Source organism: Mesorhizobium sp. WSM4308, assembly GCF_002294905.1.
Classification (GTDB): Bacteria; Pseudomonadota; Alphaproteobacteria; order Rhizobiales; family Rhizobiaceae; genus Mesorhizobium.
Map to the genome: position 1 here is coordinate 1 of NZ_NSFW01000033.1, position 16,004 is coordinate 16,004.

The following is a 16,004-nucleotide window of genomic DNA, read 5'->3' on the forward strand; positions in this document are numbered from 1 at the left end:
CTGTGGCACCGGTCGAACCGGTGGCACCTGTCGAGCCCGTTGCTCCGGTCGAGCCAGTCGAACCCGTGGCACCAGTCGAACCTGTTGCGCCGGTCGAGCCCGTGGCACCGGTCGAGCCGGTCGCACCGGTCGAACCCGTGGCACCAGTCGAGCCAGTCGTACCGGTCGAACCCGTGGCACCAGTCGAGCCTGTCGCACCGGTCGAGCCAGTTGCACCAGTCGAGCCCGTGGCACCGGTCGAGCCAGTCGCACCGGTGGTACCTGTCGAGCCTGTCGCACCAGTCGAGCCAGTCGTACCGGTCGAACCGGTCGAACCGGTGGCACCAGTCGAGCCTGTCGCACCGGTCGCACCGGTCGTGCCAGTCGCACCGGTCGAACCGGTGGCACCTGTCGAGCCTGTCGCACCGGTCGAACCGGTGGCACCTGTCGAGCCCGTGGCACCAGTCGAGCCAGTTGCACCAGTCGAGCCAGTCGCACCGCTCGAGCCTGTGGCACCGGTCGAACCGGTGGCACCTGTCGAGCCCGTTGCTCCGGTCGAGCCAGTCGAACCCGTGGCACCAGTCGAACCTGTTGCGCCGGTCGAGCCCGTGGCACCGGTCGAGCCGGTCGCACCGGTCGAACCCGTGGCACCAGTCGAGCCAGTCGTACCGGTCGAACCCGTGGCACCAGTCGAGCCTGTCGCACCGGTCGAGCCAGTCGAGCCCGTGGCACCGGTCGAGCCAGTCGCACCGGTGGTACCTGTCGAACCCGTGGCACCAGTCGAGCCAGTCGTACCGGTCGAACCGGTCGAACCGGTGGCACCAGTCGAGCCTGTCGCACCGGTCGAGCCAGTTGCACCAGTCGCTCCGGTATCGCCAGTGGCACCCGTTGCACCAGTCGCTCCGGTATCACCAGTTGCACCCGTGGCTCCGGTTGCGCCGGTGTCGCCAGTTGCCCCGGTCGCACCAGTCGCTCCGGTATCACCAGTTGCACCCGTGGCTCCGGTCGCTCCGGTATCGCCAGTGGCACCCGTGGCTCCGGTTGCGCCGGTGTCGCCAGTTGCCCCGGTCGCACCAGTCGAGCCAGTTGCACCAGTCGAGCCAGTCGCACCGGTCGAGCCTGTGGCGCCAGACGAACCCGTGGCACCCGTGGCGCCGGTCGATCCAGTTGCCCCAGTCGATCCAGTCGCACCGGTCGAGCCAGTCGCACCGGTCGAGCCTGTTGCGCCAGTGGAGCCCGTTGCACCACTCGCTCCGGTCGCGCCGGTCGAACCTGTGGCGCCAGACGAACCCGTGGCACCCGTATCGCCAGTCGCCCCCGTGGCTCCTGTTGCACCGCTCGCTCCGGTTGCACCGGTAGAGCCTGTCGCACCAGTCGAGCCGGTGCCACCTGAAGCACCCGTTGCGCCAGTCGCACCTGTTGAGCCCGTGGCGCCGGTCGAACCCGTCACTCCAGTTGCCCCCGTGGCACCTGTCGCACCGGTAGCACCCGTGGCTCCGGTCGGGCCTGCAGGGCCTGTTGCACCCACGGCACCACTACTCGCGATGGTCAATTGGCCATTTTTAAAGTGATCGCCGTCGTTGCCTGCGGCGCCGATATTGTTGATGGTCTCGGTAAAGAAAGTATAAGTTTGAGGATTAGTGGCGGGGACGGTAGGGGAAAGCGTGCCGTATAGGCGAAATCCCGAATCGTAGATAAGATATGTGTGAGTAATATCAGGGACTGTTATAGTTATCGCAAAATTTGGAGCGGCGACATTAGCTGAGGACGGAAGAACAAAGCTGCCAACAACCGAGTCGTCTGTAGTAGCCGGTGTATTCTGTGTGTCAATAAGGTAATATGTATTAATGCTTTTACTGCTGCCCGCATCTACAGTGCCGGTAAGCGTCAGGTCGCCCGCTTCAAGTACCCCGGCGTAATTCGCCACGCCAACTGGAGTGATTGGCGGCAGAGGGGAGGATTCGGAAAGTTCCCAGGCGCCGCCCAGGGCGGCTGCGCCAACCAGCGACCGGGATGCACGGACGTCCGCGCCGACCGCCCGTTCCAAAGCCCCTATGAAGGTCTCGCCTGCATTCCCTGATGCCGTCTCGCAGCTCCACAGCCGCAGCTCGCCGTCCGCTGCAAGCGCCCTGCCGATTGCGGCAAGATCCCCAGCATCTTCCTTCATTGTGGCGGCCGACCACTCTCCTGCAGCAAAGCTAACCCGGCCAGGCGCGCCATGAGCGATGACGTGGACCGAGTCGAGCCCTTCGTGCCCTGACAACGCGGCGGCGATTTGCTGTGCCGCCGGTCGGCGGCCGTCCAGCACTATTGCTTGGACTTCGGCCCTCAGATTGGCGAGAACCGTGTTGAGATCGGAGACTGAAGGATCGACAAAGAGAATTTCAGAGGCACGGGCCATGACTGGCTCCTGTTGGCTTTGAACTCAATCCTAGGGAAAAACCGCCCGACGCTAGGCCGGCGTGCGGTCGCGACAACGACAAGGAGATTGGACGGTCATCTTCCGGATAGACCGACGGCGCCGTCGGGTCGTTGGACAGAAGGGCTCTCTACGCGGAGAAAGCTGCAGGCCTGGAAATTCCCGCCATCGTCAAACGTACCAATCGCAAATGAGCCGGCTGCGGCCGGAACCTTGACGGTGACAGCGACAGCGAGGCTTCGCTTGACGGCCTTGGGCAGGATGACCTGACCGACGATGGCGCTCTTAGCCGTGTCCAGGATGAAATAAGGCACATTTTCGGTCGTGTCGCCGATGGGCAAGGCGCCTCTAACGGTAACTTCCATGACTGCAAACCCTGTTATATAGCTCATGATACTCTCCGTGGTCAGCGGACGAATGCGCCGCTGCGTTTTTCTGTCGTCACTCTCAATTTTCAATCGCCGCCGATCGGCTGCGCCAGCAAGGTCGGCGCGATCGAGCGGGCGGATAGTCTCTGTCGGGTTGGCGGCGTCGTGGCATCGAACGGCGCCGCATCGTGGGGCGGATCAGCGAAGCGTGGACGACCCCGCCGTGAGCCGCCCGCAACTGCCATGAAGGGATTGCCGCCGATGTCCAAAGCATCGGTTGCAGCGTCTGGCCGATCGTTTCCAGCGCTTGTCTGCAAATGGATCTGCGCCGTCCGAAACGGGGTGCTGTACCATGGCACCGCCGGTCGGCAGGCGATGTCATCCCACCCACTACGCAATCCCTCCAGGCTACGCCGAAGGCTCGGCGTCGGCTCGTCAGGAAACTCCGGGATTGGAAAGCCGTCGTCCTTCAAATGAATGACGTTGAACGACAAGTGATCTGCGACAATCGAGGTCGCCACCGCCGGGTCCGCGCCGAGTTCGCGTACGCGGCCGATGGCGAAGCCGGTCTGGTTTAGGGCGGGTTCAGGCTGAATGCCGGTTGCGTCCAGCGCGGCGGGGTCAGCCTCGCGCGCATATTGGTGCTCACCGAACTCCGGGCGATCGGCCGGCTGATGGTTTTGCGGCCAGCCGAACCGAGGCTGTGCACCCCTCCCGTGCGCACGTGGCAAGACTCGACCCAACACCCACTCCCATCAACGATGGCGCCGATGCCTCGGCGACAATTCTTAAGGGAATGGGAAGCCGTCCGCCTCCAAACCAAGGGGGGACATGGTCGCGACATATAACTGGCGTGCCCGGTGGACGCGCCTTCCAATCCGCGAAACGTCCTTGATAACCCAGACCCTTCTAACTCAACTCCCAAGAAAGAGTTTCGCAGACATTCCGGCATTCGGCCGTCCAAACTGCGAGGGCCCCTCAACACCGCGGTTTAGTAGATTCGAAAATTAGCAAATTGTAAACTATAAATTAAGCAACTACTAAATTAGCTCGAACGAGGTAGTGCCGCTTTGGCAATTGCAGGGGAGATGGCTTGGAGAATCGTTATGACAATCAGATGTTTAATAGGACCACTTGCAATCCTGCCTGCTTTAGATAGCAATTGAAGGTCTCCATCTTCCATGCAAATTATCGACGATGGCGCAGCCAGACGGGTTGGCAATGTCTCAGCGGATGCTGGTGCCTCGGCCTTGACGGCAGCCTGCAAATGGCGGCGAAATACAGAACCTACCGGTCAGACCGGACGGAGCGGTGAATGCCGGCGGTTGCAGTTCAAGCAGCCTCCTTTCACGGTCGCCGTTGCCGCCCGCTGGCCCGACGGCTGGCTGCTAACCACTGTGGACAAGGTTAAGCGCGGTTTCCTGAGAACGACCTATAGGATCCATGAGAAGGAGTGATCGGATCTTTGAAATAGAAGCTGTTGCGCAGCCGGACTGGCAAGTGGACAGCTACAGCGGGCGAAGGCATGAGCGGTCCAGGCTCGGCGAATCCGCATCGAAACGGATCCGGCAAGCGCGGCGACACGCGAACCGTCCCTATCGCCGACAGTCACATTGAAGGCCGATGGATCGCGAATGACAAACGGCAAGCGGCTCTGCCTCAACATGATCGTCAAGAACGAGATGGCGAACCTTCAACGCTGTCTCGGTGCGGTTGTCGACCACATCGACTGCTGGGTCATCGGCGATACCGGCTCGACCGACGGGACCCAGGATTTCATCAAATCGTTTTTCGCTGCTCGCAACCTGCCGGGCGAGTTGCACGAATTCCCATTCCACAATTTCGAGCAGGCGCGCAACGCAGCGCTCGATCACGCCTATGCCTCGCCGCTTGCCTATGACTATCTGCTGTTTGACGACGCCGACATGGAGCTGATGGTCGAGGACGCGGGCTTCCGATCGCGGCTCGACAGTGCGGGCTATCGGCTGCTGCAGCGGTCGGATTCCGGCTTGGCCTATTGGAACACGCGCCTGGTCAGGCGCGACGCCGGCGCGCGCTATTACGGTGTGACCCACGAATATCTCGATGTGCCTGGGGGCGTGCAGGAGCTGCGCGGTGCCTGGTACAAGGACCACGCCAGCGGATCGAACCGCGTCGACAAATTCGAACGTGATGCGAAGCTTCTGCTGGAAGCCCTCGAAAAGGATCCGGAAAATCAGCGCTACTGGTTCTACCTGGCGCAATCCTATCGCGATGCCGGCCGGACCGCGGAGGCCGCGGTGGCCTACGCCAAACGCGCCGCCATGGGCGGCTGGGACGAGGAGGCGTGGAACGCCCGCCTTCAGGGGGCTCGCTGCCTGCGCAAACTCGGCGACGAGCCCGGCTTCATTGAGCAGGCCCTTGCCGCCTTTAATCAACGGCCGCAACGAGCCGAGCCGCTCTATGACCTGGCCCGGTTCTACCGCGACAAAGGGATGAACCACGCCAGCGCCCTGTTTTCTGAAGCGGGGCTGGCGATCAAGCGGCCGGAACAGGACATCCTGTTTATCGAGGACTACATCTACACGACAGGCATGGTGGAAGAGTTTGCGATAGCGGCAAACTACGCGCGCGACCCCGTGCGCAAGGACCGTGGTTTCGCGGCATGCAACTGGCTGGCGCTGAACCGGACAATCGACGATGGCCCGAGGGAGTTGGCGTGGTCCAACCTGTTCTTCTATGTGCAGCCCGCCAAGACAATGATGCCGTCCTTTAGCGCGCGTCCGGTCGGCTTTACGGCGCCCGATGGCTATCGGTCGTCAAACCAGTCGGTGGCTCGATTGGGCGACCTGATCGTGCTTTTGCAGCGAACGGTGAATTACACGCTGGCCGAAGACAACCTGCAATACGACACGCCGGGTGGAGTGCCGGTTCACACGCGCAATTTCCTTCTCCGATTAAGTGATGAGCTCGCCATTCAGTCCGCAAGCGAGGTTTTGCCGCCGGCCGATATGCCGGAACCCGCTAACGACCGTGTTCTCGGATTTGAGGACATGCGCCTGTTCGCTTGGCGCGATGCGCTATGGGGCGTCTCGTGCGTGCGCGAATTGACGGAGGAGGGCTGGTGCGAGCAGATCGTCGCGCGCATTGATGAGGACGCTTCCTGCCGGCTCACCGACTGGCGCGTACTCCGCCCGGCGGGGCCGCGGCTGCACCAGAAGAACTGGATGCCGCAAGTCAAGCCAGGCACGGTGGGGGGAGGGGCAGAGGCGTTGCAATTCATCTACCTTTGCGATCCCACCCGGACCGTGGACGAGCGGGGCTCGACTCTCAGCGAGACTCCTCCCGCAATTGCAGCGAAGAGTTTCAGGGGTGGAACACAGCTGATCGCATTTGCCGGCGGGTGGCTTGCATTGATTCATGAAGTCCAGTGGCGGGCCGCCGAGAAGCGGCGTTACTACCTGCATCGGTTCGTCTGGTTCGATGAAGCCAACACCTTGCGAAAAGTAAGCCGGCCGTTCTTCTTCGACAAAAAGGGCGTCGAATTTGCTGCCGGTCTGGCGTGGCACCCTGACGAAAGGCGTTTGGTGATTTCCTACAGCGTCACCGACAGCGAGTCCTGGATCGCGACCGTCGACGAGGCGGAGGTTAGGTCGATGTTAGAAGACGTGGATAGCCTGCCATCAGGTGCGGCCGGCACGGCGTCCAGGGTGACGCTGGTCTCGGGGCATGGCGCTGCGCCAACCAAAGCAGGGATCAAGCCTGACTGTGCTGACAACGGAGCCATGGGCGATGCAAGCCAGGCGCCGTCGGAAGGCAAGGACCTCGGCCCTGGCGGCATGAAGTCGGCAGACGACATCTTCCATGAGCTCGCGCCGTTCCTGCGCGACGTCGATTCTCCCCCGGAACGGCGGCAACGATCGCGCCAGTTCGACGCGCGGATTTCCCGCTTCCTTGGCAGCGACGGTACCGCGCTTCCGCAGATCAACTGCTTCTACCAGGTGATGTCCGACAAGGCCGAGCATCGTACTTTGATCGCGGCCACGACGTCGATGCGGGCAGTGGGCCATCCGGTGCGGGTGTGGAGCTACGCACCGGAGAAGCTCGAATTCCTCGTCCCGCACGGGGTCGAACTCCGCAATGCCGACGACGTCATGCCGCGAGCCTTGTTCGAGCGGATCGTCGCCGGCTCCGAGATCAGGTATTTCAGCGATATCTTCCGCTACGCCCTGCTCTACGAGCATGGCGGGCTCTGGATGGATTCCGACGTCATCCTGCTGCGACCGTTCCCCTTTCGCGGGGATCATTTCTTCAACCTGCAGTGGCGCGGATCGCACAAAGGTCACTTCATCTGCGGCAATGTTATCTATGCCCGGCCTTACAGCAGTCATCTGAGGGCGCTGTACGAATTGTCGATCGAACGTTTTCACGAAGCACGCGGCAAGGAATTCGGAGACATCGGCCCCAAGCTTTTGTCCGACTACATTGCCTCCGACGCGGGAGCCGCGCTGCAGGAATGGGTGTTCAGCCCGATGTTCTTCAACACGATCGACTGGAATGAAATCGACCGCTTCGAAAAGCCGATAGCGGAACTGGCCGACTATCTGAACGATGAGCGGGTGTTCGGCGTCCATCTGTGGACGGCGCGCAATGAGGCCCGGCTGGGCGGCGAAGGGGCGCCGCTGATCTCGTCCCTGATGGATCCCCTCGCCGGATTTTCCTCGCTAACGAAGCTTGCCGACCAATTTCCGACCGACAAGAATCGACACACAGGCAACCGGCACAGCTATGCTCGCGTCTATGATCAGTTGCTGTCGAGCCACCGGCTTGCGGTGCGGCGTATTATGGAGATCGTACAGCACCGCGGTGCGGCGATCGACGATCGGGCCACACCAGCATCGGTGGGCCTTTGGCAAAAGTACTTTCCGTTTAGCCAAGTGATCGGCGTAGACCTCAACGATCTTTCCCATCTGAACAATGATAGGTTCAGGTCGTTTGTCGGCGATCAGTCCAGGGCGGAGGACCTGCGCAAAATCGCCGCGAAACTCGAGCCTGCGTCACTTGACGTGGTGATCGACGACGGCAGCCACGCGTCCTTTGGGGAACAGCTTACGCTTCGCGAATTCTTTTCCTTGCTTAAACCGAGTGGCTGGTACTTCATCGAAGACCTCGACTGGCAGCCGCCCGGTGAAGACGCGAGCAAGATCACGCTGACCAAGACCCTGCTGCGTGAGATCAAGGAGCAGGGCAGCGCGCGTTCGGTCGATCCGCTGGGGGTGAGCGCGCTTGCCGGTCAGTTCGCCGAAATCCTGTTCTTCGACAGCCACTACGAGTTGAATCGCGCCAAGCTGATGGGTGGTCTCGTAGCCATACGCAAGTGCGCGGGAACTGGGGATACTCGGTAACAATCTGAGCGAGAACCGTCGGTTCAATGTTTGAGAATTCGAACGAAATTCAGCTGTTGTCGGTCCCGAGCGACCCGAGGCGATATCTCGTCCTGATACGTGCCGGATCGAAGCGTCGCCCTTCCTTTTTTTCCGAGACTCCGCAAGGGGAGCGCCAGTACGACCTCGCGATAAATTACTACGCCACGCCACACCCGGACGATATTCTTCGAAATCGGGCCGAAATTGTTTTTGCGGGCGGCCGATCAAAAATGCACGGAGCTAAACGGTTCTTCGAGGCTACAGACCTTCATAACGTCTATGAGGGGGCTTTATTTCTTGATGACGATATAGAACTTCTTTTCAATCCAGATGCCTTTTTTGCAATTTGCGAAGAATATTCGCTTGATCTTGCTCAACCCGCCTTGACCCCGGATTGCATCGACGCGATGGGGCTGACACGCCAGCATCCCGGCCTCAAGCTGCGGACCACCAATTGGGTCGAGGTCATGGCCCCGTTCTTCCGGCGCGCGTTCCTGCAGGAGATGCTCCATTCCTTTGACCTATCGATCTCAGGATGGGGACTGGATCTATATTGGGGTCATCACCTCGCGGACCGCTGGACAGCGGGCATCGTCGATGAATTTCTGATGCGGCATACCCAAGTAAGCAATCACGAGACGGGTGCATTTTACTCGTATCTTCGCTCGATCGGTGTTGATCCTTATGAAGAGATGAAGTCAATTCTTACCATGATCGATACCAATCCATACATCGCCAGGCCGATACGTTTCATCTACCGAACATACTCCTTTCGCGCATAGATCCTATGGAAGGTTTCTGGTGAAAGTCGCCGTCTACACCATAGCGTTGAATGAGGCCGCAAACGTGGAGCGCTGGGCCAACTCGGCCGTCGACGCCGATTATCGCATTGTCGCTGACACCGGCAGTACCGATGACACGGTGGCGCGGCTGACCGCTGCCGGCGTTACCGTGCACCGGATAGCGGTCCGCCCGTGGCGTTTCGACGATGCCCGCAACGCAGCCATGGCGCTAATCCCGGCCGACGTCGATGTCTGCTGTACAATGGACATGGATCGATTTCTCGAGCCCGGCTGGCGGCCGAAGCTTGAGGCGGCCTGGACGCCCGAGACGACAGCCCTTTATTGCCAGACGGTCTACAGATCGAGTGTCGATGACCCTACGCCGCTGCGAAGCTGGCCGGCGAAGAATTTTCACCATCGCTGGGGATATCGTTTCAAGCGGCCAGTGCATGAGGCCTTGTTTTTCACCGGCGATCGAGAGGTCACCACGAACAGCAACGACATTGTCATGTTCGAAGTGCAGGACCTCACCAAGCCAACAAGGAGCAGCTACCTGCCACTGATGGAGGTTGCGCACAAGGAAGATCCCGACGACGCGCAGATCTGCTTCTGGCTCGGGCGGGACTTGATGTGGACCAACCAACAAGAGCGGGCCGTTCAACTGCTTGAGCGCTACCTTGAATTGCCGACAAGCAAGTGGGCGGAAGAACGATCCGAGGCGATGCGTTATATCGCACGCATGCGGCCAGAGCAGAAATTGTCCTGGCTGGACAAGGCCAGGATGGAAGCACCGCACCGGCGCGAGATCTGGCTTGACCTGGCCGAAGAGTTTCATGGCAAGGCCGACTGGTTGAATCTCTTCTGGGCCAGCACCAATGGGATCGAGAAGACCTACCGCACAGGTAGTTACCTTGACGACGCGAACTGCTGGGGGTTTCGGCTGTACGACCTTGGCGCCATCGCGGCCTGGCGCCTCAATGTCATGGACCGTGCCGTGGAATGGGGACAAAGGGCGCTGAACTTGGACCCGGAGAACAACAGGTTGAAAAATAACCTGCGACACTTCTGTCAGTTGAAGAATATTGCGCAAGGTGGTGCAACTGTTAAACAGTTTTGATGTGGGGTTCGAAAATCCGTCAGTAAGTATGGCGGGACAGGGACTACGGAGGTGTGGCGCGATGATGCAGTTGACGAAAGATAATTACTTTACGCGCAGGCGCGTAGTCGTTATGAGGCATCGAGGCAATTTAGCAAATAAAATGATCCAGTATATGGGTGCTCTAACAATATCTAAGCGGGTTGCGAATTGTAGCATTGTTGACGTTTCGATTCCGGAGTGGGATCTGGAAATTCCCGACGATACGCAGAATGAACACTTTTTTGATAATATAGATCTATGGACCTGGGACGCTTTCCGGCCTCACATTAATGAGATTTGCGTTCTTGCGAACCGGAGCGAGTCGGTCCGCATAATGATGGCCGACCATCTGCAGAGGATGGAGTTCCTTGAGCCGCCTCACGTCTATCAACCGCTTTTCCCTTACAGTCCCCCCTCGCGGAAAATCGGCGAAAGTGACTTGCTGATTAATGTTCGTACCGCTGAAATTCTTCAGGGTGTACCCCACTATCCACTCCTTCCAATAGAGTTTTATGAGGATGTGATCGCTTCGACAGGACTAAATCCGGTGTTTGCCGGACAGCTCGCCGATTCAGAGTACGTACGACAGCTTAAATCTCGCTTCCCGAAAGCTATCTTTTACGACAGCCAAGGGCCTAGGGCGGACTTCGATTTGATTCGTTCCGCAAAGAACATTGTCGTTGCGGTCAGTACGTTCTCCTGGTTAGCGGCGTGGCTTTCCCGAGCGCAGACGATCTTTCTTCCACTCAGTGGTTTCTACAATCCAGCGCACCATCGCGAGATCGATCTGCTGCCGGTTGACGACATTCGCTATAGATACTTTCTATTTCCGTTGAACTATGGATTGCCTGAGGAACAGAGCCTGGAATATCACCAACGGATATCAGGCAGATGGAAAGAAATATCGCGCAATCAGGTCGCGCTGCTGAAGACCGCCGCTCCTTTCCTGCGTGTGCCGAGGGAGAATTACGACAACGGCTTGCCGACGAGGGCGGCGCAGGGGTCTGCCATCACCTTCGACTCCGTCTGGTACGCGCACCGATACATCGACGCCGCAATGGAGATAAGCGAAGGGTGGTTCGAGGATCCGCTGCACCACTATCTCGAAGTTGGTAGACTGCGGGGCTACCAGCCGGTCCGCGAGCTTGAGGCGCAACCGCGCATAGACCTGTCGCTGCCGAATCTCGCGCTTAACAAGCGAGCCACTCAAAGTTCCGTGAGTCAATGGTCCAATGGCCGCACCGTGGAGGAAGACGCGGGGAATGCCGCAAACGGAAATCCAGCGAAAGTGCTGGGATTTCACACTAACAATACCGAAAATCCGTGGTGGATGGTTGACCTTGAACAGCTAGCTCAAGTGTTAGCTATTAGGATATTCAATCGTGACAATATTCCAGAGTGGATGCAGCGACGAGCCTCGCCACTGATTGTGGAGGGATCAACAGATGGAGAGCGATGGACGTTGCTCTTCCGCACCGAGCCCGGGCAGGTCTTTGGCGGGTGCAGCAGCGGCCGCCCATTGCTGTGGAGCGCCGAGGAACCGGTCCTGATCCGCTTCGTGCGGATTTCGATTCCACGAAGGGAGTATCTGCACTTATCGGAAGTCGAAGTCTATGGCCACTTCCAGTGCTAAACTCGATTCCGAGAAGGACCAATTTGAAGTAGGAAGAGGGCCGAATGAACTGCTAGGTATCGGAGGATGGCGTGCCGACAGAACAACCAGGATCGCCGATGCGTGTGTTCACGACGCACGGAACCGTTCTGAATGTTGATCCGACGACAGGTGAGTTGCGGCACGGCTCCCCCGCAATCAGCCCGCCGAATGCGAGACTCGTGTTTGATGGACCGCGCGCCCAAATCATGCACGTCGTATTGACGACGCTTCACCCGATAGCCTGCTCAACCAACCATTCCTGGTCTATTGTAGGGCCGTTGGGAGCGGGAACTACCGCAACTTCAACCGTTCTTGAAGTGGTGCGTCTTGACGGAGGTCAGATTGCACTCAAGGCGCTAGGCGCCTTTCTCAGTGCAGAATCTGATGGGCGGATCACTCTTTCGCGCACGGAATGCGGCGCGTGGGAGAGGTTCACGCTTCGCGAACCTGACGTGGCAAAGCAGCTAAAGATCGCCGCGGTTACGATGGTATACAACGAGAGAGTGTTCCTGCCAATCTGGCGACGGCACTACGGGCGGGCCGTCGGTGAAGAAAACCTATTCGTTCTAGACCACGGGTCGGACGATGGGAGTACAAATAACTTAGGACGTGCAAATACCGTTCGGGTCCCTCGAGACAAATTTGATGAGTACCAAAGATCGGCATTTGTAAGCAGATTTCAAGCGAGTTTGCTCTGCTACTACGACGCGGTGATATTCTCGGACGTTGATGAGATATTGATTCCGGATCCAGCGCTGTTTGCCGGACTCGTCGATTTCGTGGGGCGGCAGTGTGACCAGTTTGTCACTGCCCTTGGTGTCGAGGTGCAGCATATGCAGAATGTGGAGCCGAATATCAACCTAAGTCGCCCGATATTGTCTCAAAGGCGGTACGTTCGATTTGCTGCAGATTATTGTAAACCTTTAATCTCTAGGATTCCACTGACGTGGGATCCTGGATTTCATAGTTGCCAGTACCCTCAGTTGGTAAACAGAAGCCTGTTCCTCTTTCATCTTAAAGCGATGGATCGAAACCTGGCTCTCGAAAATTTGCGAAAGACTCAGTCCATTCAATGGGCAGAAAGTTCGTTGGGGACGGGCCATGGTACGCAATTTAGACTTAGCGAAGATGAATTTATAAGAAAAATGTTTCCATATTCTCTTGAAGAAGTTAATGCGTCTCTCATAGGAGACTTCGATTTTTCCGATGATTTATCCCGATTAAGAATAGATCGTGCCAACACGTCTCAAAGTTTCAAAGGTGGTTTTGCGATTGTTCCGGACAGATTCCTCAACATGATCGACGCTTCAGTTCCAGCATCTGTGCCTGCAAGACCCGAAGTGAGAACCGCCGACAGCTGGAGGTCGTGGACTAGTCGGTCGGGGCGCGATCTAGATCTTGGCAAACACCTCGTGGTAGCGGATATCGGAGCGGCCGGTGGCCTTCAGCAGTCATGGTCAAAAGTTGAGGATCGCATTGTTGCGGTGATGTTCGAACCAAACCCGGCAAGGGCAGTTGAACTTAGGAAAAGCTCGAACAGGTTTGCGGAGGTCGTGGTAATTCAGAGTGCTCTCGGCGAAGCCTCTGGTATATCGACTTTGTATTTGACCAAAAGTAGTGGCTGCTCGTCGACGCGTTTGCCTAACCGAACGTTCCTCGATCGATATTCGGTGAGACCGGCGTTTGATATAATGTCGAATATTGATGTCGAGGTGAAAACCTATTTAGAATTATTTCTAGCCGGCGAAGTCCCGCCGCCTGATGTTATCAAAATAGACACGCAAGGAACGGAATTTGAAATTATCAAAGGATTTGGGGATCTGCTCAGCGGATGTTTGGGCTTGCAGTTGGAAGCACACCTATATCCGATTTACGAGAAGCAGAGACTTTTTCATGATCTTGTAATGTTGCTCGACGGATTCGGATTAGTTCTGCGAAGAATTTCGCCCGTCGACCACTTCGATGGCGACGTCGTAGAATTAGATGCGTGGTTTACTGTCCGGCAGGAACGCATTGCGCAATTGGATGTTGCGAGCAAATGGAAGCTCTCGGTAATCTGTTCCGAGTGGGGACTCACCGAGCAGGTGCGGCAGTTCCCACCTTCAACAGAATGGTAGGGCTTCCAGTGCGGTAGGCGCTGCGACAGCTGGCGAACTTAAGAGTCCCGTCACAACACATAATTCGCATTGCGAGCGGGATTCGGCAAAAGTGAGAGTTGGTCGGCTCGGAGCTCGATGGGCGCGGGCAAGGATGGGGCGGTCTGGAGGCAGTCTCGCAGGTCTCCGCCAATGGCTTGGCGCGATCGTGCGCGAGCGCTATCCGAAAGCCCGCGAGCTGACGATCGCGATGGCGGCGGCTCAAATGGAACGGGTGTCCGGGTATAGAAGGTCGAGCAGCAAAAGCTCGGCGACGGGCCTAGTGCTCCACGTCCATCACTATCCGCCCGGCACGTCGATAGCGCGACTTATCAAAAAGGCTCACGTCCGGAGCCGGGATGAAGACACGCGGCTACGCGTTCCATCCTGAATGGGACTGCACCATCCGTCTGCTATCAGCTGCCCATCGGCGCGCCGCTCCGAGGCGATCCTTGGGAGTAGTTCAGCTCTGCCCAGGGCGTGACACCTCGTGCTTTCGGCTTGCCTAGTCAAACAGTGTGGAACCCTGAGGTCGAAGTGCGCGTTCCCACTCACGGACACGCTCTGTGATTTTCACATGATGCTCCTCATTATGATGGATCGGACATCAGGAATCGAAATGCGGCGACGGGATTTCGTTACCCTGTTTGCGGGCTCAGCAGCCGGAAGCCTAGCCCCTGCGACGCTGACTCAGTCAGGTGGTTGGGGCACGAGCGGCGCGGCCACCACATCGCCTTATCCTACCGCCACCTCCCTTCTCTCCGCCCCCATCGAACTCGCAGGCAACTGGGGCCACATGCTGCCGCGCGCAGCTGAGCAAGTCGTAGAGCGCATGCGGCACGCCTGCCTGGATGGCGTCCGCCTGGTCTCCGATCGCCAGCCGACCCGGCTTCGCGTCGACGAGCATACGTCAGGCCCACCGTCCGTCTGGCTGCATCCGGACGGCAGCACCATGGCGTGGATCATTGTGGATATTGGCGAGCGCGACTGGTCGAAGCTTGCCTACCAGTTCGGGCATGAGCTCGGCCACGTCACGGCCAACAGCTGGCAGGCCGAGGCCAAGCCGTCACCACCCTGCCAGTGGCTCGAGGAAGCGATGGTCGAAGCCTTCTCGCTGCGCGGGCTGGGCCGCCTGGCGATGGACTGGAAGCAGAACCCGCCCTTCGCCGGCGACAACGCCTTCGGCGATGCCATTGCCGGGTATCGCCAGAACATCATCCGAGGCTATACCACGCTGGCCGACAGCCAAGCGCTCACGGGCAACGCCGCGGCGTGGTTTGCGGACAATCGCAGCGAAATCGAAACACCGGGCCTCAATCCTTTCGCCCAGGCGATGTCGGTGACCATCCTCGCCGAATACGACCGCGCACCAGACTGCGTCGAGGCACTGGGCTCACTCAATCGCTGGCCCGGTCGTACCGGTATCCCGATTGCCGAGTATCTGCAGCGCTGGGAGGCGAGCTGTGTTGAGTTGCAGGCTTCGCCGAGATTGCCAGTCCGCCTGCGCGAGCTGTTGCGCATAGTCTGATCAGCAGCAAACCCGCCACCCGTCATCTCCGGAGACCGCACGGGAACCAGCAGGAGGCAAAGGCTTCGTGATGATCGAAAAAGCTCGTGCGAACGCGCGTCCGTAGCCCGCATCGCTCGACGGCAAAGGGGCGGGCTTCGGTTAAGCCTGCCGCCAAAACCGAGCTTCCCTCCTAGGCTTTTTGCTTTGCGGCCCTGTACTCAGCCTCCCAAGGCAACGCGTCGAAGTCTGGCTTGTAGCCGCCGGATCTGTAGGCGTCCTGGCTGATGTAACTAGCCTTGGCCCGCTCGACGATGCAGGCAAATGGTGGAATTCCTGGGCACCGGTAAAGGCCAACTGCTTCCATGACGGTCCTCCATGCGGCCCGATGCCTATAGATTGGGATGTGAATAGGAGCCGGGAATAACCGACGGGCTGTTTGTGAGCACGGCCCGCCGGCTGGTCGACGTATGCGCCAATGCAAATATGCGCGAAGCATGCATATGAAGGAGGGGGGCCATTAATGACCGACAAGCCTGACGACCTACTGGTCAATGTCTTCGACAAGGCGCACTGGCGCACCGTGGTGTTGACCACCAAAACAAACACAAGGCACT

General features: G+C 58.7%; 10 protein-coding genes. 6 read left to right on the top strand and 4 right to left on the bottom strand.

Annotated elements, in window-relative coordinates; genetic code table 11:
* From CK227_RS37685 to CK227_RS35140, 3 genes are all read right to left on the bottom strand, one after another.
* On the bottom strand, positions 1–2,380 hold a 2,380-nt coding region (locus tag CK227_RS37685; protein ID WP_143750560.1), incomplete at its 3' end, for a DUF4347 domain-containing protein.
* A 95-nt stretch (positions 2,381–2,475) separates the two neighbouring features.
* The gene (locus CK227_RS35135; RefSeq protein ID WP_095776100.1) at positions 2,476–2,856 is read right to left on the bottom strand and encodes a hypothetical protein; all 381 of its coding nucleotides are present in this window, start codon (positions 2,854–2,856) and stop codon (positions 2,476–2,478) included.
* Positions 2,853–3,497, bottom strand: coding sequence for a hypothetical protein (locus CK227_RS35140; protein WP_095776101.1), 645 nt, complete (start codon positions 3,495–3,497; stop codon positions 2,853–2,855). The genes CK227_RS35135 and CK227_RS35140 overlap by 4 nt, the downstream gene beginning before the upstream one ends.
* A 903-nt stretch (positions 3,498–4,400) precedes the next feature.
* Here CK227_RS35140 and CK227_RS35150 point away from each other — a divergent pair.
* The 6 genes from CK227_RS35150 (at position 4,401) to CK227_RS35175 (ending at position 15,408) form a co-directional block, all read left to right on the top strand.
* Positions 4,401–8,150 carry a glycosyltransferase gene (locus tag CK227_RS35150; RefSeq protein WP_095776102.1) on the top strand — a complete coding sequence of 1,250 codons (3,750 nt, stop codon included), beginning with the start codon at positions 4,401–4,403 and terminating at the stop codon, positions 8,148–8,150.
* A gap of 26 nt (positions 8,151–8,176) precedes the next feature.
* Positions 8,177–8,953, top strand: a complete 777-nt coding sequence (locus CK227_RS35155; protein WP_095776103.1) for a hypothetical protein — start codon at positions 8,177–8,179, stop codon at positions 8,951–8,953.
* 19 nt (positions 8,954–8,972) lie between these two features.
* On the top strand, positions 8,973–10,070 hold the full coding sequence (locus CK227_RS35160; RefSeq protein WP_179296590.1) for a glycosyltransferase: 1,098 nt from the start codon (positions 8,973–8,975) through the stop codon (positions 10,068–10,070).
* Between the two features lie 142 nt (positions 10,071–10,212).
* Positions 10,213–11,724, top strand: a complete 1,512-nt coding sequence (locus CK227_RS35165) for a discoidin domain-containing protein (protein WP_179296591.1) — start codon at positions 10,213–10,215, stop codon at positions 11,722–11,724.
* Between the two features lie 71 nt (positions 11,725–11,795).
* Positions 11,796–13,862, top strand: coding sequence for an FkbM family methyltransferase (locus CK227_RS35170; RefSeq protein WP_143750562.1), 2,067 nt, complete (start codon positions 11,796–11,798; stop codon positions 13,860–13,862).
* Between the two features lie 595 nt (positions 13,863–14,457).
* Positions 14,458–15,408, top strand: coding sequence for a hypothetical protein (locus CK227_RS35175; RefSeq protein WP_245318414.1), 951 nt, complete (start codon positions 14,458–14,460; stop codon positions 15,406–15,408).
* Between the two features lie 172 nt (positions 15,409–15,580).
* Here the strand turns inward: CK227_RS35175 and CK227_RS36985 are convergent, their stop codons facing one another.
* The gene (locus CK227_RS36985; protein WP_179296041.1) at positions 15,581–15,754 is read right to left on the bottom strand and encodes a hypothetical protein; all 174 of its coding nucleotides are present in this window, start codon (positions 15,752–15,754) and stop codon (positions 15,581–15,583) included.
* Positions 15,755–16,004 lie beyond the last annotated feature (250 nt).

What these genes read in the sequence shown, in the direction of transcription:
- CK227_RS35150 (WP_095776102.1), top strand. Translation starts at nt 4,401, where the DNA reads ATGACAAACGGCAAGCGGCTCTGCCTCAACATGATCGTCAAGAACGAG.
- CK227_RS35155 (WP_095776103.1), top strand. Translation starts at nt 8,177, where the DNA reads ATGTTTGAGAATTCGAACGAAATTCAGCTGTTGTCGGTCCCGAGCGAC.
- CK227_RS35165 (WP_179296591.1), top strand. Translation starts at nt 10,213, where the DNA reads ATGATCCAGTATATGGGTGCTCTAACAATATCTAAGCGGGTTGCGAAT.
- CK227_RS35175 (WP_245318414.1), top strand. Translation starts at nt 14,458, where the DNA reads ATGATGCTCCTCATTATGATGGATCGGACATCAGGAATCGAAATGCGG.
- CK227_RS36985 (WP_179296041.1), bottom strand. Translation starts at nt 15,754, where the DNA reads ATGGAAGCAGTTGGCCTTTACCGGTGCCCAGGAATTCCACCATTTGCC.